Annotated in this window: 22 protein-coding genes; 7 read left to right on the forward strand and 15 right to left on the reverse strand. The window is 65.0% G+C overall.

Annotated elements, in window-relative coordinates; translation table 11 throughout:
* Positions 1–5 precede the first annotated feature (5 nt).
* Positions 6–335, reverse strand: coding sequence for a nitrite reductase small subunit NirD (gene nirD, locus CK489_RS32135; RefSeq protein WP_095735120.1), 330 nt, complete (start codon positions 333–335; stop codon positions 6–8).
* On the reverse strand, positions 332–2,791 hold the full coding sequence (gene nirB, locus CK489_RS32140; RefSeq protein WP_095735121.1) for a nitrite reductase large subunit NirB: 2,460 nt from the start codon (positions 2,789–2,791) through the stop codon (positions 332–334). Before nirB ends, nirD begins: the two co-directional genes overlap by 4 nt.
* Positions 2,792–3,429: 638 nt before the next feature.
* Between nirB and CK489_RS32145 the strand changes: the two genes are divergently transcribed.
* Together CK489_RS32145 and CK489_RS32150 are read left to right on the forward strand one after the other, a co-directional pair.
* Positions 3,430–4,689, forward strand: coding sequence for an MFS transporter (locus CK489_RS32145; protein WP_095735122.1), 1,260 nt, complete (start codon positions 3,430–3,432; stop codon positions 4,687–4,689).
* A gap of 33 nt (positions 4,690–4,722) precedes the next feature.
* Positions 4,723–6,426 (forward strand): bifunctional protein-serine/threonine kinase/phosphatase, encoded by a 1,704-nt coding sequence (locus CK489_RS32150; RefSeq protein ID WP_095735123.1) that lies wholly within the window; start codon positions 4,723–4,725, stop codon positions 6,424–6,426.
* Positions 6,427–6,446: 20 nt separating this feature from the next.
* Here CK489_RS32150 and CK489_RS32155 read toward each other — a convergent pair whose 3' ends face one another.
* The gene (locus CK489_RS32155) at positions 6,447–8,225 is read right to left on the reverse strand and encodes an acyl-CoA dehydrogenase family protein (RefSeq protein ID WP_095735209.1); all 1,779 of its coding nucleotides are present in this window, start codon (positions 8,223–8,225) and stop codon (positions 6,447–6,449) included.
* Positions 8,226–8,521: 296 nt separating this feature from the next.
* Here CK489_RS32155 and CK489_RS32160 point away from each other — a divergent pair, with 296 nt between their 5' ends.
* Positions 8,522–9,460 carry an IclR family transcriptional regulator gene (locus CK489_RS32160; protein ID WP_050625709.1) on the forward strand — a complete coding sequence of 313 codons (939 nt, stop codon included), beginning with the start codon at positions 8,522–8,524 and terminating at the stop codon, positions 9,458–9,460.
* Between the two features lie 25 nt (positions 9,461–9,485).
* On the opposite strand, the gene CK489_RS32165 is transcribed toward CK489_RS32160, so the two are convergent.
* From CK489_RS32165 to CK489_RS32180, 4 genes are all read right to left on the reverse strand, one after another.
* Complete coding sequence (locus CK489_RS32165; protein ID WP_063781754.1) at positions 9,486–10,115, reverse strand: hypothetical protein; 630 nt, start codon at positions 10,113–10,115, stop codon at positions 9,486–9,488.
* Entirely contained in the window at positions 10,112–10,606 is a 495-nt protein-coding gene (locus tag CK489_RS32170) for a c-type cytochrome (protein WP_095735210.1), read from the reverse strand. Before CK489_RS32170 ends, CK489_RS32165 begins: the two co-directional genes overlap by 4 nt.
* Positions 10,607–10,721: 115 nt before the next feature.
* Positions 10,722–12,494: a PQQ-dependent dehydrogenase, methanol/ethanol family gene (locus CK489_RS32175; RefSeq protein ID WP_244485877.1), complete on the reverse strand. Its 1,773-nt coding sequence runs from the start codon at positions 12,492–12,494 to the stop codon at positions 10,722–10,724.
* A gap of 132 nt (positions 12,495–12,626) precedes the next feature.
* The gene (locus tag CK489_RS32180) at positions 12,627–13,112 is read right to left on the reverse strand and encodes a copper chaperone PCu(A)C (RefSeq protein ID WP_245350565.1); all 486 of its coding nucleotides are present in this window, start codon (positions 13,110–13,112) and stop codon (positions 12,627–12,629) included.
* A gap of 130 nt (positions 13,113–13,242) precedes the next feature.
* Between CK489_RS32180 and CK489_RS32185 the strand changes: the two genes are divergently transcribed.
* Positions 13,243–13,704 (forward strand): protein kinase family protein, encoded by a 462-nt coding sequence (locus tag CK489_RS32185; RefSeq protein WP_095735124.1) that lies wholly within the window; start codon positions 13,243–13,245, stop codon positions 13,702–13,704.
* Here the strand turns inward: CK489_RS32185 and CK489_RS32190 are convergent.
* The gene (locus CK489_RS32190; protein WP_095735125.1) at positions 13,641–14,348 is read right to left on the reverse strand and encodes an NUDIX hydrolase; all 708 of its coding nucleotides are present in this window, start codon (positions 14,346–14,348) and stop codon (positions 13,641–13,643) included. The genes CK489_RS32185 and CK489_RS32190 overlap by 64 nt on opposite strands.
* Before the next feature lie 123 nt (positions 14,349–14,471).
* On the opposite strand from CK489_RS32190, the gene CK489_RS32195 reads away from it, so the two are divergent.
* A complete protein-coding gene (locus tag CK489_RS32195; RefSeq protein WP_095735126.1) occupies positions 14,472–15,518 on the forward strand; it encodes an SPFH domain-containing protein in 1,047 nt (348 codons plus the stop codon).
* A complete protein-coding gene (locus tag CK489_RS32200; RefSeq protein ID WP_095735127.1) occupies positions 15,502–16,437 on the forward strand; it encodes a diacylglycerol kinase catalytic domain-containing protein in 936 nt (311 codons plus the stop codon). Before CK489_RS32195 ends, CK489_RS32200 begins: the two co-directional genes overlap by 17 nt.
* Positions 16,438–16,464: 27 nt before the next feature.
* Here CK489_RS32200 and CK489_RS32205 read toward each other — a convergent pair whose 3' ends face one another.
* From CK489_RS32205 to CK489_RS32215, 3 genes are all read right to left on the reverse strand, one after another.
* On the reverse strand, positions 16,465–16,647 hold the full coding sequence (locus CK489_RS32205) for a hypothetical protein (RefSeq protein WP_050625702.1): 183 nt from the start codon (positions 16,645–16,647) through the stop codon (positions 16,465–16,467).
* Between the two features lie 90 nt (positions 16,648–16,737).
* Complete coding sequence (locus CK489_RS32210) at positions 16,738–17,193, reverse strand: cupin domain-containing protein (protein WP_095735128.1); 456 nt, start codon at positions 17,191–17,193, stop codon at positions 16,738–16,740.
* A gap of 85 nt (positions 17,194–17,278) precedes the next feature.
* Positions 17,279–17,794 (reverse strand): GNAT family N-acetyltransferase, encoded by a 516-nt coding sequence (locus CK489_RS32215; protein ID WP_095735129.1) that lies wholly within the window; start codon positions 17,792–17,794, stop codon positions 17,279–17,281.
* 197 nt (positions 17,795–17,991) lie between these two features.
* On the opposite strand from CK489_RS32215, the gene plsY reads away from it, so the two are divergent.
* On the forward strand, positions 17,992–18,678 hold the full coding sequence (gene plsY / locus CK489_RS32220) for a glycerol-3-phosphate 1-O-acyltransferase PlsY (protein ID WP_095735130.1): 687 nt from the start codon (positions 17,992–17,994) through the stop codon (positions 18,676–18,678).
* Positions 18,679–18,725: 47 nt separating this feature from the next.
* On the opposite strand, the gene CK489_RS32225 is transcribed toward plsY, so the two are convergent.
* From CK489_RS32225 to CK489_RS32240, 4 genes are read right to left on the reverse strand one after another with little or no spacing between them, the layout of a single operon-like run.
* The gene (locus CK489_RS32225; protein ID WP_095735131.1) at positions 18,726–19,556 is read right to left on the reverse strand and encodes a cysteine hydrolase family protein; all 831 of its coding nucleotides are present in this window, start codon (positions 19,554–19,556) and stop codon (positions 18,726–18,728) included.
* A 44-nt stretch (positions 19,557–19,600) separates the two neighbouring features.
* Entirely contained in the window at positions 19,601–20,524 is a 924-nt protein-coding gene (locus CK489_RS32230; RefSeq protein ID WP_050625699.1) for an ABC transporter permease, read from the reverse strand.
* Positions 20,521–21,630 (reverse strand): ABC transporter permease, encoded by a 1,110-nt coding sequence (locus tag CK489_RS32235; RefSeq protein ID WP_245350566.1) that lies wholly within the window; start codon positions 21,628–21,630, stop codon positions 20,521–20,523. Before CK489_RS32235 ends, CK489_RS32230 begins: the two co-directional genes overlap by 4 nt.
* Positions 21,623–23,179, reverse strand: coding sequence for an ABC transporter ATP-binding protein (locus CK489_RS32240; RefSeq protein WP_095735132.1), 1,557 nt, complete (start codon positions 23,177–23,179; stop codon positions 21,623–21,625). The genes CK489_RS32235 and CK489_RS32240 overlap by 8 nt, the downstream gene beginning before the upstream one ends.

Raw genomic sequence — 23,179 nt, forward strand, 5'->3', positions numbered from 1 at the left:
GACGCTCAGCTCACCGCGGCCGCCTGCCGCACCGACAACCAGACAATGCCGTTCTCGACCTTGGCCGGATGGGTATGGGTGCAGCCCTCGTCGGGCGCGACCGCCTGCCCGCTCGCGAGCTCGATGACGAAATTATGCAGCGGACAGGTGACGCGCTTGTTGTGCACGATGCCCTGCGACAGCGGCCCGCCCTTGTGCGGGCAGCGGTCGTCGAGCGCGAACACCTCGTCGCTCTCGGTCCGGAACACCGCGATGTTGCCGCTAGAGGTGCGCACCACGCGCGAGCCGAGCCGCGGAATGTCGTCGAGTGCGCCGATTTCGATCCAGCTGGTCATGCGAGCTCCAATTCGGCGAGAGGCGCGAACTCGTTGCGGTCGACGCCGCGGCTGGCGCGCTCGGCCCACGGATCGGTCTGCGCGAACTGCTGCGAATGGGCAAAGCGGGCGAACAGCGCCTTGCGGTTCGCGACGTCGTCGACCACCCGCTTCCTGATCTGTTCGAGACCGACGCGATCGCACCATTTGTACATGCGCTCGAGATACCAGCCTTCCTCGCGGTAGAGCTGGGTCAGCGCCACGATCACCTCGAGCGTCTCGTCCTCGGTCTCGACCTTGGTCAGGAACTCGGTGCCTTTGATGTGCAGGCCCGCGGCGCCGGCGAAATGGATCTCGTAGCCGGAATCGACGCAGACCACGCCGACGTCCTTGCAGGTCGCCTCCGCGCAGTTGCGCGGGCAGCCGGAAACGCCGAGCTTGACCTTGGCCGGCGTCCACGAGCCCCACATGAACTTCTCGAGCTTGACGCCGAGGCCGGTGGAATCCTGGGTGCCGAACCGGCACCACTCCGAGCCGACGCAGGTCTTCACCGTGCGCAGGCCCTTGGCGTAGGCGTGGCCGGACACCATGCCGGCGTCGTTGAGATCGGCCCACACCGCCGGCAGGTCCTCCTTCTTGACGCCGAGCAGGTCGATGCGCTGGCCGCCGGTGACCTTCACCGTCGGGATGTTGAACTTCTCGGCGACGTCGGCGATGGCGCGCAGCTCGCTCGGCGTGGTGACGCCGCCCCACATCCGCGGCACCACCGAATAGGTGCCGTCCTTCTGGATGTTGGCGTGGACGCGCTCGTTGATGAAGCGCGACTGCTGGTCGTCGCGATATTCGCCCGGCCAGGTCGCGAGCAGATAATAGTTCAGCGCCGGACGGCAGGAATGGCACCCGTTCAGCGTCTTCCACTCCATGAAGCGCATCACGGCCGGAATGGTCTTGAGCTGCTGCTCGACGATGACGCGGCGGACGTCGTCGTGGCTGTGATCGGTGCACTTGCACAGCGGCTTGACCTTCGGCGCCGCCGAATAGTCGCCGCCGAGCGTGAACGCCAGAACCTGCTCGACGAGGCCGGTGCAGGACCCGCAGGACGACGACGCCTTGGTATGGGCTCGGACGTCGTCGAGCGTGAACAGCTTCTTGTCCGAGATCGCCTTGACGATCGCGCCCTTGCAGACGCCGTTGCAGCCGCAGATCTCGGTCTCGTCGCTCATCGCAGCCACCGAGTTCTGGCCGCTGACGCCGCCGTCGCCGAGATTGGCGGCGCCGAACACCAGACGCTCGCGCATATGCGACACGTCGGTGCCGTCGCGCAGATGCTGGAAGTACCAGGGACCGTCGATGGTGTCGCCGTAGAGCACGGCGCCGACGATCTTCTTGTCCTTCAGGATGATGCGCTTGTAGACGCCGCGGTTGGCGTCCTGCAGCACGATCTCCTCCTTGTCCGGTCCCGGCGCAAAGTCGCCGGCCGAGAACAGGTCGATGCCGGTGACCTTCAGCTTGGTCGAGGTGACCGAGCCGTCATAGGTGGCAAAGCCCTTCATCGCGAGATGGTTGGCGCAGACCTTGGCCTGATCGAACAGCGGCGCGACGAGACCGTAGGTCTGGCGGCGGTGCTGCACGCATTCGCCGACCGCATAGATGCGGCCGTCATAGGTCTGCATGGTGTCGGAGACGACGATGCCGCGCTCGCAATAGAGCCCCGCCTTCTTGGCGAGCTCGAAGTTCGGGCGGATGCCGACGGCCATCACCACGAGGTCGGCCGGCAGCTCGGTGCCGTCGCCGAAGCGCACGCCGGTGACGCGGTCCTCGCCCAGGATCGCCTGGGTCTGCGCCGGCATCTTGAACACCATGCCCCGCTCTTCCAGCGACTTGCGCAACAGGCCGCCGGCCACCGGATCGAGCTGGCGCTCCATCAGGGTGTCGAGCAGATGCACGACAGTGACGTTCATGCCGCGCTTCATCAGCCCGTTGGCGGCTTCAAGGCCGAGCAGACCGCCGCCGATCACCACCGCGTTGCGATAGTCGGTCGAGGCCTTGATCATGCGATCGACATCGTAGATGTCGCGGAAGCCGATCACGCCGGGCAGCTCCTTGCCGGGCAGCGGCAGCATGATCGGGTTTGAGCCCGTCGCGATCAGCAGGCGGTCGTAGGGAACGCGATCGCCGGCATCGGTGACGACCTCGCAGGTGCGGCGATCGATCATGCTGATCGTCTCACCCTTGCGCAGCGTGATGTTGTTGTCCTCGTACCAGTCGACGGTGTTGAGCATGATGTCGTCGACGGTCTTCTCGCCGGCGAGCACCGGCGACAGCAGGATGCGGTTGTAATTGCCGTACGGCTCGGAGCCGAACACCGTGATGTCGTAGAGATCGGGCGCGCGTTCGAGCAGCGCCTCCACGGTGCGGATGCCGGCCATCCCGTTACCGATCACCACCAGCTTCTGCTTGGTCACTTTGTCGAGCATGGTCTGCCTTTCAATTCCGACGGCGGCCTTCAGCGACGCGACGCGCGTCGTCGATCGACACCGATAAAGGTTTGGAGTTGTTAGGAAGCCCAGCCGCGGGCGCAGACCGTCCTCAATGACGATCGATGTTCCGTTATCGATTGATATTCAAAACGCGTGCCAACTCGCCGCGGGCAAATTTTGCTGCAAGATCAATCGGTTTTCGGCAACATCGAATCGGCCTGATGATGCGCCACCGAGATTGCCGGCCGATTTTTTAGCCAAGCCGATGATCTCTTGTGCATCACAGCATCGACGTCAGCGTTGACGATGGCGGGCCCGCGATCGATGCGCCATCGCTTCCCGATGGCGCATCGCACAAGAAAGCATCAGCCTGCGCGTTTGCGCGGCGGTACTTGCTGCGAGCCACGCCAATTCCGATCGCCGAACGTGGTTCGCGATCTCGCGGCAACGCCTTGCGACTGCAAGGCAAAGCGGTGCCGACGATTCGCTGGCACGGGAATTGCTGACTTCATCTGTTAACGGAGTGCGTCTCAACGACGAGCGCGCTCACGCTTTCACCCACATTCGATTTGTCTGCGCCTGGGATCGCCGCACGTCTGTGGCGGTCTCCGCCGCATCACCGCGAGACGATTGCGATGAAGCTAGCCGAGTTCAAGAAGGCCGGCCACTGGCCGACACTGCTCGCCGCGTTCCTGTACTTCGACATCAGTTTCATGGCGTGGGTCGCGCTCGGGCCGCTGATCGTCTACATCGCACGCGACATGAATCTGGCGGTGAACGAGAAGTTCACTCTGGTCGCCATCCCGGTGCTCGCCGGCGCGCTGTTGCGCGTGCCGATGGGCATTCTCGCCGACATCATCGGCGCCAAGCGCACCGGCATCATCGCCCAGTTCGTCGTGATCGGGGCGACCGCTTCGGTCTGGCATTTCGGGCTGACCAGCAAGCTTGCGATCGAGTTGTTCGGGCTTGCGCTCGGCGTCGGCGGCGCTTCCTTCGCCGTCGCCCTGCCCCAGGCCAGCCGCTGGTATCCGCCGCAATATCAGGGCGTCGTGATGGGGATCGCCGGCGCCGGCAATATGGGTGTCGTGCTCGACACGCTGCTTGCCCCGTCCATTGCGGAGCATTGGGGCTGGCAGGCCGTGTTCGGATGCCTGCTGATTCCGATGCTGATGGTGCTTGCCTATTACGCATTCGCCGCCAAGGACGCGCCGGGCGAGCGCAAGCCGATTTCGCTGAAGGCCTATGGCACGCTGTTGAAGGACTCCGACACCCGCTGGTTCATGTTCTTCTACTTCATCACCTTCGGCGGCTTCGTCGGCCTCGCCAACGCGCTGCCGCTCTATTTCACCGTGCAGTATCACGTCTCCGGCGTTGCGGCCGGCATGCTGGTCGCGCTGATCGTCGCCTTCGGCTCCGGATTCCGCCCGGTCGGCGGCATGATCGCCGACCGCATCGGCGGCATCCGTTCGCTGTCGATCCTGTTCGGTATCGTCGTCGCCGCCTATGTCGTGATCGCCTTCATGCCTGAAGGCCCAGTGGCGGCGACGCCGGGCGGCTGGGCGCTGAGCGAGCTGCCGCGCATCGCCTGGATCTCGGTGCTGCTGTTCTCGATCGGCGTGCTGGCGCTCGGCATAGGCAATGGCGCGGTGTTCCAGCTGATCCCGCTGCGCTTCCGTCACGAGATCGGCCTGATGACCGGGCTGGTCGGCTGCGCCGGCGGCGTCGGCGGCTTCTTCCTCGCCCAGACGCTCGGCTACGCCAAGGGCATGACCGGCGGCTTCGGCGCCGGTTTCCTATTCTTCGGCGCGCTGGCGTTGCTTGGCTTCATCGGACTTGCCATGGTCAAGGTCCGCTGGCGCACCACCTGGGGCGCGGTGTCGGGAGCGCGCGTCTGATAGCGCGCTCCCTCGGGAGAGGATAGCTCGGACGTGGCGAACGGCGCACAACCGGACTTGGGCGTTCGCGTCGGCTTCGCCAGCGAGACCGGCAAGCGCGCCGCCAATGAGGATTATGTCGCGGCCTGCCTCGGCCAGCCGGGCACGCTGCATCGCGATGTCGTGGCTGCGGTCGCCGATGGCGTCGGCGGCCACAAGGGCGGACACGAGGCCGCGGAGGTCGCGGTCCGCAGCTTCATCGACGCCTATTATTCGCTACCCGAGACGCTCGGGGTCCGCCGCCGCGCGGCGCGGGCGCTGGAAGCCGCCAACAGCTGGATCTATGGCCAAGGCCGGGTCGATGCCGCGCGCAGCGGCATGGCTTGCGCGTTCTCCTCGATCATCCTGTCGCGGCGGCAATGCCATGTGATCCATATCGGCGACACCCGCGCCTACCGGCTGAGCGACGGACGGCTGGAACGGATGACGCAGGACCATATCGCCGGCCGCGGCGATCTCGCCCACATGCTCAACCGCGCCATCGGCTTCGAGGAGTTCGCCCGCTTCGACTACACCTCGGTCGGGCTCCGGCAGCATGATCGTCTCTTGGTCTGCAGCGACGGGGTTCATGGCGCGCTCGGCGATTCCCGACTTCAGCACCTGTTGGAGGAACGCACGCCGCCCGACGAATCGGCGCGCAGCATCGTCGATGCCGCGCTCGCGGCCGGCAGCAGCGACAACACGACCGCGCTGGTGCTCGACGTCGTCGACCTGCCGCTGGCGGATCGCGACGATCTCACCCACGCGATCGCGACGCTGCCGATCCTCGATTTGCCTGACAGCGGCGACACGATCGACGACTTCGCGCTCGGCGACGTGCTGTCCGACGGACGCTACAGCCGCCTGTTCAAGGCTGTCGACAAGCGCGCCGGCCGCGAGGTGGTGCTGAAATTCCCGCATCCGCGAGTCGCGAGCGAAGGCTCCTACCGCCTCGCCTTCGTGCGCGAGGCGTGGGTCGCCGCGCGCGTGCGCAGCCTGTGGATCGGCGAGATCATCGAGGTGCCGGCGGAGCGCCAGACCAGGCTCTATTCGGCGATGCCGCTCTATGAGGGCGAAACGCTGGAGCAGCGGCTCAACCGCGCGCCGCGGCTGTCGCTGACCGACGGCATCGCGATCGCTACCAAGCTGGTGCGCGCGGTCACCGCCCTGCACCGCGCCGGCATCATCCACCGCGACATCAAGCCCGATAACGTCATCCTCTCGAAGGACGGCGGGCTGCGGCTCGTCGACCTCGGCGTCGCGCGGGTGCCGCTATTGGAGGATTTCCCCGCCGAGGACATTCCGGGCACCGCGAGCTACATGGCGCCCGAGCTGTTCGGCGGCAAGGCCGGCGACGAGGCCTCCGACCTGTTCGCGCTCGGCGTCACGGTCTACCGCATGTTCACCGCGAATTATCCGTTCGGCGAGATCGAGCCGTTCTCGCGGCCGCGCTTCGGCAAGCCGGCGCCGCTGTCACGCTACCGGCCGGACCTGCCGGCCTGGCTCGATGCCGTGATCGGCAAGGCGCTCAGCGTCGAGCCCGCGCAGCGCTTCGGCGACGCCATCGAGTTCGCACACGAACTGGAGAACGGCGCGACCTGGGCGGGTCCCGCCGTCACCACCCGCAAATCGCTGCACGACCGCGATCCCGTGACCTTCTGGAAGGTGCTGTGCGCGATCCTCGCTTTGGTCATCGTGGTGCTGCTGGCGCGGCATTGATCCGCGCCTGGCCCCCGCGGTCAGGCAACCAGCAACACCGCCGCCTGCGCGAGCGGCACCGCTTGATCCCCGAGCACCAGCGCGATGGCGTCGCGCTCCCACGCGTCCTCGGCCGGCGCCAGCGGGTCCTTCGCGGTCAGGCGGTGCTCGAGCACGAACCGCGACAGCAGCAACCGCCGCGCATCGACTTCCGGCTGGCATCCTTCCCATGCGAGCGTGATCGCCGATGCCGCGTGGTAGAGCGCGCTGGCCGCGAGCCGCGCCGCGTGCTCCGCCTCACGATCGGCTGCAACCTGCTCGGCGAAGGCAATCGCACGGTCGAGCGCGCTGCCGAGGCGCTGGCGGAACGGCTGCGGCAGCGCCTTCGCCTCGTCGAGGCGCCCGTGCAGGGCCGCGGCCAGGGCCTTATGCGCGCCGCTCTTGCCGACGGCGCGCGTAATGATGTCGAGCGCGTTGATGTTGCTGGTGCCCTCCCAGAGCACGCCGACATGGGCGTCGCGCACCAGCCGCGGCTGCACCCACTCCTCGATGTAGCCGTTGCCGCCGCGGACCTCCATCGCGCCGGTGGCGACCGGAATGTTGTCGCGGCAGGCGCGATACTTCAGCAGCGGCGTCAGGATGCGCAGCAGGTCGCGCGCCTGCGCCGAGCCGGCATTGGCATCGTCCATCGCGCGCGCGGCCACCAGCATCATCGACAGTGCCTGCTCGGTCGGCACGATCAGCTTCATTAGCTGCCGGCGCAGCAGCGGAAAGTCGATCACGCGCTCGCCGAACGCCACCCGCGAAGAGGCGCTGACGACGGCTTCGTTGACGCAGCGCCGCATCATCGCCGCGGCGCGCACGCCATGCGAAAGGCGCGACAGGTTGACCTGCTCCATCATCTGCTTCAGGCCCTGGGTGGGATCGCCGACCAGGTAGGCCACCGCATTGTCGAGACGGATCTCGCCCGACGCCATCGATTTGGTGCCGAGCTTGTCCTTGAGACGCACGATCCGGTAGCTGTTGCGGCGGCCGTTCTTCAGTCGGCGCGGCAGCGCGAACAGCGCGAGCCCCCTGGTGCCCGCGGGCGCACCTTCCGGCCGCGCCAGCATCAGCGCGACATCGGCATCGGCGTGCGAGCAGAACCATTTGTCACCGGTCAGGCGCCAGACGTCGCCGTCGCGGCGCGCGACGGTCTCGACCGCGCCGACATCGGAGCCGCCTGCCCGCTCTGTCATGAACTGCGTGCCCTTCCACAGGCTCGCCATGTCGTCCGACAGCATCTTCGGCAGCAGATAGGCCTTGAGTTCGTCGGAGCCGAACTTGCGGATCAGATGCGTCGAGGTGTCGGTGACGCTGATCGGGCACATCAGCCCGAACTCGGACTGCACGAACAGATACTGGAACACGTACTTGGCCACGGCCGGCAGCGGCCGGTCCATGCCGAGCATGCCGGCGCGATGGCTCATGGCATGAAACTGGAAATCACCGAAAGCGATCGCCTCCATCTCGCGATAAGCCGGATGATAGTCGATCCAATCCTCGTCGCGGCCGAAGGCGTCCCTTGGATTGAGCACCGGGGCATGCTTATCGGCGGTGCGGGCGAGTTGGTCGAGCCGGCCTCCCGCCAGTGCGCCAAGACGATGGAAATGCGGCTCCAGCGTCTCGCGATCCGCGCGCGACAGATATAGCCCAAGCAGACTGCGAAGCCCGCGGTCGAGGTCATAGAAGTTGAGGCCGGCGCAATCATGCGAGATGTGACGGGCCGGATCGGCCGGCTCTGCGGCCTCATCGGGGCTGCGAAGGTCGCGTGCGCTCATCTGCATCTGGGCTCTCCTTGTTATGGGGTGACGTCGTTATGGGGTGACGTCGCACCAGCCGTGCCGCCGTGCGGGATGCCAGTCCCGGTGTTCAAACTCCCTCTGCAACATCGAGAACGATCGCGGCGATGTCCACCGCGCGGAAATAATTTCAGATACATGGAGGAAATGCCGAACGCGCTACGCGCGCCAGGCCCAGGTCACAGCGCGGCAGTATTGACCTCGACTGGTTTCGCTGCACACTCGCCCAGAGACGCGCAACATGTTGCGACGCACAAGGATACGAACGGCAACAGATGAAGGGAGTTCGCTCCGGCAATGCGCCTCCATCCCGGCGAGGCCGCAGGCGCATCGTCGCCGACCGGGTCCGGGCGCAGCCCGACGATCCCTCGGCGACGGTGATCGAGGCCAATCGGCATGATGAATTGTTTCGTGCCGCCGATCGCAGTCCGGATCCGTCTGTCGTCAAATCGGCGCATCGCGTGCTTCGTATCTTCGAGTATTTTGCCGAGATCGAACGGCCCGCGGCGATGACCGAGATCGCACGGCGGCTGAACTACCCGCCGTCGAGCACCTCGGCGCTTTTGAAGAGCCTCGTCGAGCTCGGCTATCTCGATCACGACCGGCAGGCGCGCAGCTATCTGCCGACCGTCCGCGTCGCGCTGCTCGGCGGCTGGCTGAAGAGCCAGACGCTTCCCGCCGGCACGCTCGATGCGATCACGCGCGAGCTGCAGGAGGCGACGCGGCTGACGACCTTCGTCGTGGCGCGCAATCAGCTCTACAGCCAATACATCCGCGTTCTGCAGGGCACGACACCGGTGCGCTACTATCTCGAGCCCGGCGCGCGGCGGCTGTTGACCCATTCGACCCCGGGCCGCGTGTTCCTCAGCCTGATGAACGACGAGGACGCCCGGCGGATCGTGCAGCGGATCAACGCCGAGGAAGCGCCGTCATCTGCCGTCCGGTTCGGCGATATCCAGCAGGTGCTGGCGACCATCCGCCGGCAGGGATTTGCCTATACCCGCGACATGGGAACGCCCGGCCTGAGCGCGATCGCGATGCGGCTGACCGATATCGACCAGACGCCGCCGCTCGTCATCACCGTCGCAGGTCCGAGCTCGATCATCTCGGCGGAGGCCAAAGCGATCATCGGCAAGATGCGCGAGCTGGTCGAGCGCCAGTCGCCCGGCCTGCTGCCGCAGATCGACATCGACTCGGCGCCGATCGAGACCTGAGATCGGGCAACGCGTCAGGTCGACGTCAGGACCCCGCGCGGCGGATCGTGATCCTGCTCTCGTCGGTCATGTCCTTAAGCTCCTTGTTCGGCTCGCGGTAGAGATGACGCTCGATCTCGACCGTCCGACCATCGGTCGTCTTGGTGCACTTCTCGTCGACAAACACGCCGCCGACCTCCTGCTTGTCGGCACCCGGCTTCGCCTCCGCGCAGCTCCAACCATCCTCGCCGTAGCGCGACTTCGCCTGCAGGCCGAGCAGGAACGCCTTCTTGCGCAGATAGAGTCGCGCCTTCGGATCGGTCTCGATGGTCAGCGCGGCAATTTTGGCGTCCTTGTCGATCATCACGGTCAGGATCGCTGGATGGCCGCCGACCATGGTGCCTTCGCGCGCAGTCTCGCGATCGTACTCGAAGCGAATGCCGCGCAACTGATCCGGGCCTTCCGGGCAGTTCGACCACTGCGCCCATTCCGCCAATCTGTGGGTGGTCTTCTCGCCGGCGCAGGTCAGGTTGATGTAACCGGCGTCGGGTAAGCTTGATATCGCCATGCCGACATTGATGTCGCGCAGGTCTCCCGCGGTCGCCATCGCCGGCACGGCCGCTGTGACTGACGCAGCGAAGACCAATCCGCGGATCGCCGATCTCTGCTTGCTCATGGCTTTGCCTTCTCGTTTGGGTCGGACGGCGCGGCGGCGTGGCCGGCCTCCTTGTAGATATTGCAGACGCGCGAGCCGTCGCCGAAGAAAGCGATGCACTCGTCATAGTTCGGCTCACCCTTGCCCTTGACGTGGGCGAGCACATAATCGGCGACGGCCTCGATCTCGTTCGGCCGCAGGAATACGTTCGCCTCCGGCGGCATGCGGTCGGCGACATCCTGCCGGGTCATCTCGTAGCATTTCGTGGTGTCATAGGAGCCGCGCACGAAGAACGGCATGCCGGTGCCCGGCCGCCCGCACGTCACGGTCTCGATGATCTGTTCCTTCGTCAGCTCGGTCTTGCGCAGCGACAGCGCGTCGCCGCCATAGCCGCCGCCGCCGTTGCCGTGCCATTTGTGGCAGCCCATGCAATTGCCGCGCTTGAACACCGCCTTGCCCGCATCGGTGGGATCGCTCGCCGACTGTGCATGCGCCATGCCTGCAAATCCCATCACCAGCGCGCAGCCGAGCCACGCGCCAATCAGCCATGTTTGTTTCATTTGTTCCGTTTCTGTTGGCGAGATCGACGCGGGAGGCTCCTCGCTGAAGCCTCCCGCGCTTGCGATGTCAGAGCGCGAACACGTAGAGCATCGAGCCCGGTTGCATCCGCTTCAGCTCGGGCGTGGCATCGATGAACCACTTGTCCCAGGCACCGCCGAGGCCGACCAGGACCGCGACATACTGCTTGCCGTCGACCGAGAACGTCATCGGGGGCGCGTTGAGACCGCCGCCGGTGTTGAACTCCCACAGCTTCTGCAACGACTTCGCGTCATAGGCGATCAGCTCACCGGACGGCTGTCCGGAGAACACGAGGTCGGGCGTCGCCAGGATGCCGCCGAGGTTCGGGAATTGCGTCTCCGCCTTCCCTGCGACCTTGCCGGTGGTGACGTCGATCGCGGTCACGCTACCGGTGATCTTGACGTTCTGGCTCGGCCCGCCGCCGGTGAAGAACTCGCGCGCCTTGACCTTGTCCGGCGTCATCTCCTCGACCTTGATGTGGTTGCAGCTCTCGATGACGGGAATGTACCAGAGCTTCAGGTTCGGATTATACGCGGTCGGCGGCCAGTTCTTGCCGCCCATGTTGCCGGGGCAGATATCCGTTTCCTTGTTGGAGCGGCTCGGCGTGACCGAAGCGTTGTACTTCTGCACGCCCTGCTTCGGATCATATTCCACCGGCTTGCCGGACTCCGGATCGAGCCCCTTGGTCCAGGTCACCTTCTTGACGAAGGGCAGACCCCAGACGAACTTGCCGCTGTTGCGATCGATCGCATAGGCAAAGCCGTTGCGGTCGGCCTCGAGCGCGAGCTTCAGCGTCGTGTTGTTCGGGCCGGGGACGTCGACCAGCACGTTCTCCGCCACGCTGTCATAGTCGTAGGGATCGTTCGGCGTGTGCTGGTAGTGCCACTTGATCTTGCCGGTGTCGGCATCGAGACCGAGCGACGAGTCGGTGTAGAGATTGTCGCCGGGCCGGTATTCATTGTCCCAGTCCGGTCCGGGATTGCCGACGCCCCAGACGATGGTGTTGGTCGAGGGGTCGTAGCTGCCGGTGACCCAGGTCGAACCACCGCCGCTCGCCTTGGCGTTCTTGTCGTCCTTCCACGTCTCCGCACCCGGCTCGTCCTTGCCGGGGATGGTGTGGGTGCGCCAGACTTCCTTCTGGCTGTTCAGGTCGGTCGCAGCGATCCAGCCGCGAATGCCGTATTCCGCACCGGCGACGCCTGATATCGCCTTGTCCTTGACGATGAGAGGTGCGCCGGTGATCACCTCGCCCTTGTCGGGATCGGCGACCTGACGCTGCCAGGCGACCTGCCCGGTCTCCTTGTTGGTCGCGACCAGGCGGCCGTCGAGCGTGTGCGAGATGACGAGGTTGTTCCACAACGCGACACCGCGATTGTCGACGCCGCAGCAGGCGACCGCGCCGGCCCAGTCGTGGTCGGTCTTGGGATCCATCTTCCAGACCAGCACGCCTTTGCCGCCATGCGCATCGATCTTGTAGACCGAGCCCCAGCCGTCGGTGACGTACATGAATCCGTTCTCGACGATCGGAGTTCCCTCCAGGCCGCCATGCGCCCAGATTCCGCCGCCCTCGACGCCGCCGAGATGCATGGTCCAGGCGACCTTCAGATTCTTGATGTTGTCCTTGTTGATGTCAGCCAGCGACGAGAAGCGGGTCGCCGAGTAGTTCTTGTGATGATGCAGCCAGTTGCCTGCTTCCTTGTCAGCATTGAGCAGACGGTCCTGGCTGACATCCTCAGCGAGCGCAAACGAGCCCGCGAGGGTCGCGGCGGATGCTACTGCCGCCGCGAGCATATGAGACTTTACCCAATTCAACCTTGTCATAGGTTCATTTCCTCCGGATCTAGCATTCTTCATTGATCGAACCGCCCGTCACATACGGACAGTTTCGCGAGAAGCCTTGAGTCCCGGCGATCGGCTGTGCCGCCCGCCGCATTCCTGGTCACTTGTTTCTGGTCACTTCTGGACCGTTACCTCCGTCTCGATGGTTCCAGCTTTCTGAAAAACGACCGCGCATTTGAACGTCTCGCCGGGAGCGAGCGCCTGACGCAACTGCAGCAGCATCACGTGATAGCCGTCGCGCTTCAGCTCGAGCGTTGCCTTGGCCGGGACTGGTATATTGGATATCGAGCGCATGGCGGGCGCGCCTTCGCCGCGATCGACGGTGTGACGTTCGGAAAAATTTGCGACCGGGCAGCGAACACGGAGCAGCGCATCGGCGCTGTCGGCCTCGTTCTTGATCGTCATCGTCAAGGGAAGGTCTCCGCCTTCTTTGTCTGCCGCCGGTACGCGCGCATCCACAATCGCCAGGGATTCGTTCGCTACCGCGTTATGCACCACTCCGAACGTGCCGATCAGGCAGAATAATGGCAACGCAATCCACCGCCTGCATTTAACTGCGCTGCACGCAACGGCGCGATGCAACCCCGGCTCGAACGACATCAAGTTTTCTCCCGACGTGATTTTTGCGACATTGTTTCATGCTTCGTCGCGCGCGGCCAGCGATTGAAGATCGGGAACAGCGATTCATTGCGATTTCGATACGCATAGCCGTCATGCCACATTTTTGCGCATGAGCGTTCGCGATACGATAACGCAGGCGGAGCGCGATGCAGCACATACTGCAGCGCGCGAGATGATCGGTACGGCGACGATTGATGCCGTCACGTCTGTCTCAGGCGACGCGACATCGGCGCGGCTGTTCAGAATCGATGCAGGCGACGAGAATTATTTGCTACGAATCGAAGGCGTGCCCAGCCCCTGCGCAATCAGTATCAATATGTTTCACCCAGGATCCGCCGAAGCTGGCATCGCGCCGCGCCTCTATTACGTCAACGAGACATCGCACGTCGACCTGATGGACTTCATCTCCCGAAGCACACCAGCAGCCAAGCACGTGCCCGGCAAGACGTTGCTCGCGTCGTTCCTCACCGACGTCGCAACGCCCGGCTTCGATCTTTCGGGTGAATCTCAGCTCGGCCGATTGAACGTACGGGTGAAGAACACCGGCGTCTTGGCCTTCTTCAACCGGTAGAGCTGCGCGGGTCGGTTCGGCCCCTTGCGCATCTTTGCGACCGGCTCGATCAAATCGGCGGCCAGCATGCGGGTGCGGAAGGCGCTTTTCTCCAGCGGACGGTCGAGCACGATCTCGTAAGTGCGCTGCAATTCCGGCAGCGTGAATTCCTGTGGCATCAGATAGGCGGGCAGCGAGGTGTACTCGACCTTGCTGCGCAGCCGCTGCACCGCCGTTTGCAGGATCTCGGCGTGGTCGAAGGCAAGCTTCGGCCGCACTCTCTCGCCCTCGACCGCGAACCACTGCGCATCCGGCGCGAGCGTGCCGCCCGTGGCGTGCTCCGGCAGCAATGCGAAGTAGGCGTGCGTCGCAGACCAGCCGCGCGGATCCCTCATTGCGCTGCCCCAGCTGCCGAGCTGCTCCAGATATGGACTGACGACGCCGGTCTTGTCCTTCAGCTTGCGTGCGGCGCAGGCTTCGAGGTCGCGATCGCCGGCGATATCGACAAAGCCGCCGGGCAGCGCCCAAGCCCCTGGAAACGGTTCGGTTTCTGCTCTCGGCCGTTGAACCAGCAGAACCTGAAGCGCGTCTGACCTGATGGCGAAAATGACGACGTCGACCGTCGTCAGCGGCCGCGGAAAGTCGAGTTCCGGCTTCTCGGGCATGCTCTCCCCCGCTCTTCCCTGGTGCCGTGAACCTTTTCACCGCCCGGCTTGACAATAGCATACTTAGTTGTACAGTCCAACTAACTTAGTTGCTCAGACACACTTACTCAGGAGTAGCCCGCCATGTTCGGTGTTCGCTTCATCAAGGCGCAGCCGACCACCTACCTCATGAAATACCGCGGCGGCGCGGTGACCCAGCAAGGCGCCGGCCTGTCCGGCTTCTATTATGGGCCGGTCACCTCGCTGGTCGCGGTGCCGATCGGCAGCCGCGACGCCGCCTTCATCTTCCAGCAGATCGCGCGCGACTTTCAGGCGCTGACCATTCAGGGCCATGTCACCTACCGGATCGGCGAGCCGCAAAAGGCAGCCGCGATGCTCAACTTCACCCTCAAGCCGGACGGCAAGACATACGAATCCGACGACCCGGAAAAGCTGCCGCAGCGCATTCTCGCGACCGTCGAGGTGCTGGCGCAGCAGGCGGTCAAGGAGTTGACCTTGAAGGAAGCGCTACAGGCCGCCGATCGCATCGCCGGCCTTATCGAAAGCGGACTGCGCGGCCGCGCCGACATCGCAGCGCTTGGCCTCGAAATCCTCGGCGTCTCGATCCGCGCCGTGAAGCCGACGCCAGACACCGCCAAGGCGCTGGAGGCCGAGGCCCGCGAGGCAATCCTCAAGAGCGCGGACGAAGCGATCTTCGCGCGACGCAACTTTGCCGTGGAGCAGGAACGCGCTATCCGCGAAAGCGAGCTCGACACCGAGATCGCGGTCGAGCAGAAGAAGCGTTCGATCCGGGAGACCCAGATGGATGCCGAAGCAAGCGTCGCGGCCAAGCAGGCCGAGCTGCGCGAGGCCGGCATGGTCGCCGACATCACGCTGGAGAGCAAGCGCAAGGACTTCGTCGGCCTCAACGCCGAGAACACTCGCACGCTGGCGGATGCCGAGGCCTATCGGGTCGGTGCGCTGATGAAGATCTTCGAGGGCGTCGACACCCGCGTGATCCAGACGCTGGCCGCAGCCGGCATGCAGCCGGGGCAACTGATCGCGCAGGCCTTCAGCGGGATTGCCGAAAAGGCCGAGAAGATCGGCCAGCTCAACGTCTCGCCCGATCTGCTCAACACGCTGCTGGAGAAGCCCGCCGCCGTGGAGGCCGCCCGTGCCCGCCGACAATGATCGCAAGATCGTCCTCGTCACCCGCAAGACGCGGCTCGAGGAGCTGATCGCCAAATACCTGACGGCGGCGCAGGCCCGGTTCTATGTCGAGCATCTCGGCGCAGACTTCTCCGACTACCAGCGCGAGCACGATGTCTACCAGGCCGAGCGCCGCGTCACCGTGCAGGCGCTGGAGCAATGGGGCCGCTACCAGATCATCGACCGGAGTTTCCTGCCGAACTTCATCTTCGGCCCGTCCGACATCGTGGTGGCGCTCGGCCAGGATGGCGTCGTCGCCAACACGATGAAGTATCTCGATGGTCATCCGCTGATCGGGCTCAACCCGGATGCCAAGCGTTACGACGGCATCCTCTTGCCGTTCGTGCCGCGCGACCTCCCTGCCCTGCTGCGCGAGGTCGCTTCCGACAGACGGGGTCACAAGGCGGTAACGATGGCCAAGGCCGCGCTCACCAACGGCCAGGTGCTGTACGCGGTCAACGACCTGTTCATCGGCGCGCGCACCCACACGTCGGCCGTCTACGAAATCGCGCTCGCCGAGCAGAAGGAGCGGCAATCGTCGAGCGGCCTGATCGTCGCGACCGGGCTCGGCTCGACCGCCTGGTTCAAGAGCATCGTCACCGGCTCGCTCGCGATCGCCAGCGCCTTTGGCGGCGGCAACGACGGCCCGCCCTATCTGCCGCAGGCATGGGACGCCGGCGCGCTGCGCTTTGCGGTGCGCGAGCCGTTTCCGAGCCGTACCTCGCAGGTCAATCTCGTCTGCGGCAGTCTCGACCGCACCGAGCACCTCAGCGTGCGCTCGCTGATGCCGGAGAACGGCGTGATCTTCAGCGATGGCATCGAGGCCGACCGGCTCGACTTCAATTCCGGAACGGAAGCGCAGATCACGGTCGCTGATCGTGAAGGACGGCTGGTGGTGTGACGCCGCCGCGCTATCCAGCAAGGCAACTCACTGCGGCACGGGATGCAGCCTTGCCAGCTGATCGAGCGACAGCCGAGCCTCGCGGTCGCTCAGGGGGAAACGGACGATGATGTCCTGGCGCGCAAGCTGCCCCCACAGCGCGTCCGACGACCATTTCTGCGGCTCAGGCCCGCGCGGACCGTCGATCCAGATGAAATACCATTCAGCCATAGTACGCGACCGATGCTCCCTCGCCAGAAGATTGGTCCTTCGCGGGGCAATCCGCAACGCCCGATTTCGCGCCGGCCGGCGATCCAAGGTCTATTCGTAGGGCCGGCCGTCCTTGTGCAGGAAGCGGCCATCGGAGCTCGGGCTCATCATGTCGATGTCGGAGCAAGTGATGACGTCGGCGCGCGAGCGCGAGCCGACCTCCAGATAGGTCGCCGTCATCTGCGACCGGTTGACCATGTGATGCCCGTTGCCGGAATTCTTCGGAAACGCGGCGCAGTCGCCGGCGCAGAGCACCGTCTCGCCGCCGTCCTCGATCAGCACCAACTCGCCTGCGAGCACGTAGACGAATTCGTCTTCGTCGGAATGCCAATGGCGCTGGCTCGACCAATTGCCCGGCGGCAACCGCATCAGATTGACGCCGAAATCGCCGAGCCCGCCGGCATCACCGAGGCGCTGCCGCACCCGCTCTGCACATGGCGCGGCGAACTCGGCCGGATAGCCGGTCCCCTTGCGTTCCGGCACTTTTGTCAGATCGATCTTCGGCATGGCGACGTCCTGAGCGAGCGCTTCCCGGGTGTGCCCATACCTAGCGCGATCACCCGTCGGAAATGTGTCGTTCGATTCGAAGCCGTCAGGCCCGCCCGACCAAATCCTTCGCCATCAGGATGTCGTCATGGTAGCGGCCGTCGATCTTCAGCGCGTGCTTCTCGAGCCCGTACTCGACAAACCCCAGGTCCTGATAGAGCCGAAAGGCCGGCTCATTGCCCTTCACTACGACGAGCTGCACCAGCTCGACCGATTGCGCGGCGAGTTCGAGCGCGGCTTCGACCAAGAGACGGCCGACGCCGGCGCGCCGCGCCTGCTGCCGCACATACATCCCGACCAGCATGCCCTTGTGCTGCCGCTTCGGCCCATCAGCCACAATGAAGCCGACAATGCCGGCGAGTTCACCGCCACGGAACGCGCCAAGGATCACGGCCCCGTGCGCGAGCCTTTCCGCGAACCAGTCGACGGGATGCGCGCTCTCCGTCTCATACGCGCTGCCGAACGCTTCGGGGCTCAAGCGCAGCGCTTCGAGACGGATGCCGCGATAAAGCGCGGCGTCCGCGGGCAAGAGGCGGCGAATCTCGATGGCGTGCGTCGTCATTCCGTGTCCTGTCTTCGTCGCGACAGCATGGTCGATCCAATCGGCCAGTCGATCGCCGTATCTATCGCACGGCGCGCCTGTTCCAAAGCAGATTGAAGCTTGTGGAAATCCACCTTTGGTATCGACGGTTTCGGCCGCCGGATGGAGGTAGACTCCGGATGAAGCTTGCCCGACACTGCGGCATGGAGGGGACGCCTATGGTTTTTTGGATAGCAAGCGTAGCCGGATTGGCGGCCGCTTATCTCTTCGGCTCAACGCCCACGGGCTATCTGGCGGGAAAACTGCTCAAGGGCATCGACATCCGGCAGCATGGCTCCAGATCCACCGGCGCAACCAACGTCTTGCGAACCCTCGGCAAGTGGCCTGCGTTGGCAGTGCTCCTGGTGGATGTGCTGAAGGGCGCGGCGGCGATCGCGTTTGCCCGCTGGTTTTATCCCTGGCTCTATGCCCTGCCGTCGGTCACGCCCCCGACGACCGTTGACCTGCAAACCTTGCTGCCTTGGGCAGTCTGCCTGGCGGGACTTGCCGCGTTGTTGGGGCACGGCCGCTCGATCTGGTTGAACTTTACCGGCGGCAAATCCGCAGCAACCGGCCTCGGCGTGTTGCTGGCAATGTCCTGGCCGGTTGGCCTGGGTGCTGCCCTCGTCTTTGGCGTTGTGCTGGCAATTTCCCGGATTGTGTCCTTGAGTTCGATGTCGGCGGCGTTCGCTGCGATCGCGCTGGTCTGCGCGTTCGAACAGCCGTTGCCATATCGGCTGCTGGTCGTCGCAGGCGGCCTTTACGTGATCGCACGCCATCGTGCCAACATTCAGCGGCTGCTGGCTGGAACCGAGCCACGCCTGGGATCGGGCAGACGGGAATCGAACGCGACTTCGCAAACCTAGCCTGTGTAGGCCTGCCGAGATCGCGAAGCCACGACTTGCCCGGGACGTTACCGGTGCTGCTGGACGTGCTCCTGAACCGCTCCGATGACGTCGGACGAATGCGTCACGAAGCCGAAGCATTTCTTGACGTTGAACAGGGTTGCCTCAACACAGAAGCCAGGTGAGGTCGTTGCGCAGCAGTCCTCGACCAGAAGGCAGCCATAGCCCAGGAAATTCGCGTCGGTGAGCGAATGCAGCACGCATTGATCGGTGTTGACGCCGGCAAACAGGATGGTCTTGGTGCCGAGATTGCGCAGGATGCTGTCCAGCGGCGTGTCCCAGAAGCCGCTGATTCGGTATTTGTCGACGTGAATGTCCTCGGGCTCCTGTTTCAGTTCATCGACGACGGCCGCGGCCCAGCTGTCCTTCTGCAACACGCGCGCGCCGCTGCCCGGCAACGGCTCGCCGAGACCGATACCTGTGCCCTTCGGCTTGTACAGATGGAGCTGGTTGGGCGCCATGTTCTTGAGATCGGGCCGATTGCCCCAGTTCAGCCAGATGACGTGTACGCCGGCATTCCTCAACACCGGGAGTAGCTTTTGCAGCGGCTCGATCGGCGCCCGATCCGGCGTGTGATCGAGGCCGAGATGGTCGACCCAGCCGCCCTTCGCGCAGAAGTCGTTCTGCATGTCGACGACGATGAGGGCGGTGCGATGCAGGTCGATCGTCACCGTCTGCGGCTGCGCGTCGATCGTCACCACCCGCGGCGGCGGCGGCGCCATCGCCATGTTGACGTTGTTGTCGTCGACCAGCCATTTGTAGCCGGGAGCGGACCCAAGAGGATTGGCGGCGCTGGACGCAGCGGACGCCGCTGCCTTTGCTAACGTGGAACTCGTCATCGGACTTTCCTCCCTTGCTTATGCTTTCTTGAAGTCTGTTTCGATCAGCCGCCCCGTTCGAACGGAATGGTCAGGGCCGAGGGCTGCCTGCTCTTTCCGACCAAGCCCGCGATGGCGACAAGTGCCAGCAGATACGGCAGCAACAACAGCAGCGCGACCGGCACGTCGAGTTGCAGCGCCGGCACCAGGAATTGCAGCGCGGTCGCAAAGCCGAACAGCAGGCACGCCGCCAGCGTGTACCAGGGATTCCAGCCGCCGAAGATCACGGCCGTGATCGCAAGATAGCCGGCGCCCTTGGTCATGTTCTCGGTGAACGTGTTGCTGTCCGCGACCGACATGAACGCGCCGCCGAGGCCCGCCAGGACGCCGGCATAGAGCACGCCGAGATAGCGGGTCTTCGCCACGCTGATGCCGGCCTTGTCCGCCGCACGCGGATCCTCGCCGACCGCCCGCACCGCCAGCCCGAAGGACGTGTACTTCAGGATCAACCAGGTCACGACGACCATCAGGATGCTGACATAGGCAAGGCCGGTCTGGTTCGCCAACGCCGGTCCGATCACCGGGATGCCAGCGAGCCACGGCAGATTGAGCTGCGCGAAGCCGGGGATCGGGTCGCGCGACAGCGGCCCGAAGATCTCGCGGTAGAGAAACGTGGTTGAGCCCAGCGCCAGGATATTGAACCCGATTCCGACCACCAGTTGATTGGCGCGCAACGTCACGCTCAGCACGGCCTGGACCGCGGCAACCGCGGTCGCAACTAATACGCCGGCCGCGACGCCAATGAGCGGCGAGCCGGTGGCCCACGATGCCAGCGCCGCCGTGAAGGCCGACATCAGCATCATGCCGTCGAGGCTGAGATTGAGCACGCCGGCGCGCTCGCTCAGCATCTCGCCGGTTGCGGCGAAAATGATCGGGACCGCGAGGCGAAGTCCGGAGCCGATGAACACGGCCATCTGTTCGTCAATCATCGGGTCACCTTCCGGTTGGTGAGGATTGCGGAGCCTGCAATGACAATGACGATCAGGCCCTGGCAGATCAGGACGACCGCCGACGGGACGTGCGCCGAGATCTCCATGTTGATGGATCCCGATCGCAGGAATCCGAACAGCAATGCACCGATCACCACGCCGACGGCCGAGCCGCGCGACAGCAGGCCGACCACGAGGCCGTCAAATCCGTAGCCCGACGAGAAATCGCTCGTCAGATAGAATTGCTGGCCGAGGATCATGATCGCACCGCCGAGACCGCCGAGGCCGCCGGACACCGTCATGGCCAGGATCACGTAGAAGCTGGTCCGCATCCCGGCACGGCGGGAGGCCATCGCGTTCAAGCCGACGGCGCGCAGTCGCAGCCCGAGCGAGCTGTGCCTGAGCACCAGCCACACCACGACGACCGCGATCGCCGCAATCAGCAATCCGATATGGAGCGGAGATCCGTTGTCCGGGAACAGCAACGGCAGCTTGGTCGAATCCGGAATCTCCGCCGATTCCGGCAGCGACGACACGTCGCTGATCGGCTTGCGCAGGAGGTGGAAGGATTCGACGGACCAGTACACCAGCGGCAGCGCGATGAAGCTCAACAAAAGTGTGCTGATCACCTCGTTGGTGCCGCGAGCCGCCTTGAGAACGCCCGCAAGGCCACCCCAAACGGCGCCGGCGATGGTTCCGACAGCGAGCGGCACGATGAACGCCAATCCGAGCGGCAGACCGCCGGCGCCATGCAGCGCGGCTGCGGTTGCGAACATGCCGCCCATCGCGATCTGCCCCTCGCCGCCGACATTGGTCAGGTTGGCGCGGCTGGCGAAGATGAAACCGAGACCGACCAGCGCGAGGCTGATGGCGCGATTGATCGAGGCGCCGATGTTGAAATCGCTTCCCGCCATGCCGTCCCAAAAGGCCTCGATCGCCTCGACGACCGACGCACCTGTCGCAGCGATGATAAGCAGGCCGATGCCGAGCGCGATAAGGGTCGATACCACCGGCACCACGACCTGCATCGGCACGAGCTCGAGTCGCGCGCCCTGCGCGACCCGCGCCAGCTTCGGATTCTTCATGACCATGGCCAACCTAGACATGTGCGTGCCCCGACATCATCGCCCCGATCGCCTCGCGGCTGAACGACCCGGCTGCGAGCTCGCCAACCAGCTTGCCGCGGTAGATCACCGCAATCCGATCCGACACCGCCATCAGCTCCTCGAGCTCGCTGGAGATCAGAAGGACCCCAAGACCGTCATCGCGGGCGGCGCGGATACGATTGTAGACGGCCTCGATCGCCCCGACGTCGAGGCCTCGCGTCGGCTGCGCCGCGAGCAGGAACACCAGCGGATCGAGCGACAGCTCGCGTGCAAGCACCGCCTTCTGCTGGTTACCGCCGGACAGGCTCGCCATCGACACGTCAGGGCTGCTCGCCCGCACGTCGAAGTCGCGCATCATCGCCTCCGCCGCCTTGCGCCGCGCCGACTTGTCGAGCAGGCCGAAGCGGCTGAATTTTCCGATCGCGCCGAGAAACAGGTTCTCGGCCACCGACAATTCCTTGATGCAGGCGACCGCATGGCGATCCTCGGGAACGATGCCGACACCCGCATCCGTGATCTCCTGCGGCGTGGCGCCGCCGACCGGCGTTCCGCCGACGACGATCGCCCCTGCGCTCGGCGCGGCGAGCCCGGCCAGAATCAGCCCGAGCTCGGTCTGGCCATTGCCCTCGACGCCCGCGATCCCGACGATCTCGCCGGTGCCAACCGTAAGGCTCAAGCCGTCGAGCCGCGGCACGCCATGTGGGTCGCGGTACACGAGATCCGAGATCTGCAGCACCGCCTCACCCGCCGATACCGGGCTAGCCGAATCCGCATTGGGTTTTGCCGGCGTCTTGCCCTCGATATCGACCGCTGCGGCGAGCACCGAACCTGCCGACTGCACATCACGGCCGACCATGGAGCGCACCAGCGAGCGGATGTCGGCGCCCTCCATCGCGACGGTTTCGATGATGCGGCCTTGCCGCAGCACCGTGGTGCGATCGGCGACGCGGCTGATCTCGCCGAGCTTGTGCGTCACCAGGATCACGGACTTTCCGCGCAGCGCAACCTGGCGGCAGATCGCCAGCAGCGCGTCGATTTCGTCCGGCTGCAGCACGGCCGTCGGCTCGTCGAGCACGAGCAGTTGCGGATCGCCGAGCAGGCACTTGATGATCTCGACCCGCTGCCGCTCACCGACGGAGAGGTCCTCGATGCGCGCCTCAGGATCTATCTCGAGCCCGTACTCCGCCGCGAGCTGCTCCATCCGCACGATGATGTCCTGCGGCTTCAGCACCGCGCTGGCGCGGCCGAGCATCAGGTTCTCGGCCACGCTCATGTTGGGCACCAGGCTGAAATGCTGGTGCACCATCACGACGCCGCGCTGCAGAGCTTCCGCCGGGCCGCGGGGATGGAACGGCTCTCCGCCCAGCGTCATCGTGCCGGCATCCGGCCGATGCACCCCGAACACCAGGTTGCACAATGTCGATTTGCCGGCACCGTTCTCGCCAAGCAGGCAATGTACCTCGCCGCGCTCGATCTGCAGCGAAATGTCGTCGAGCGCGGTGAAGGCCCCGAAGCGCTTGGTCAAGCCAGACAGTTCGAGAACAGCCAC

The organism is Bradyrhizobium sp. UFLA03-84 (assembly GCF_002289535.1).
Taxonomy (GTDB): Bacteria; Pseudomonadota; Alphaproteobacteria; order Rhizobiales; family Xanthobacteraceae; genus Bradyrhizobium; species Bradyrhizobium viridifuturi.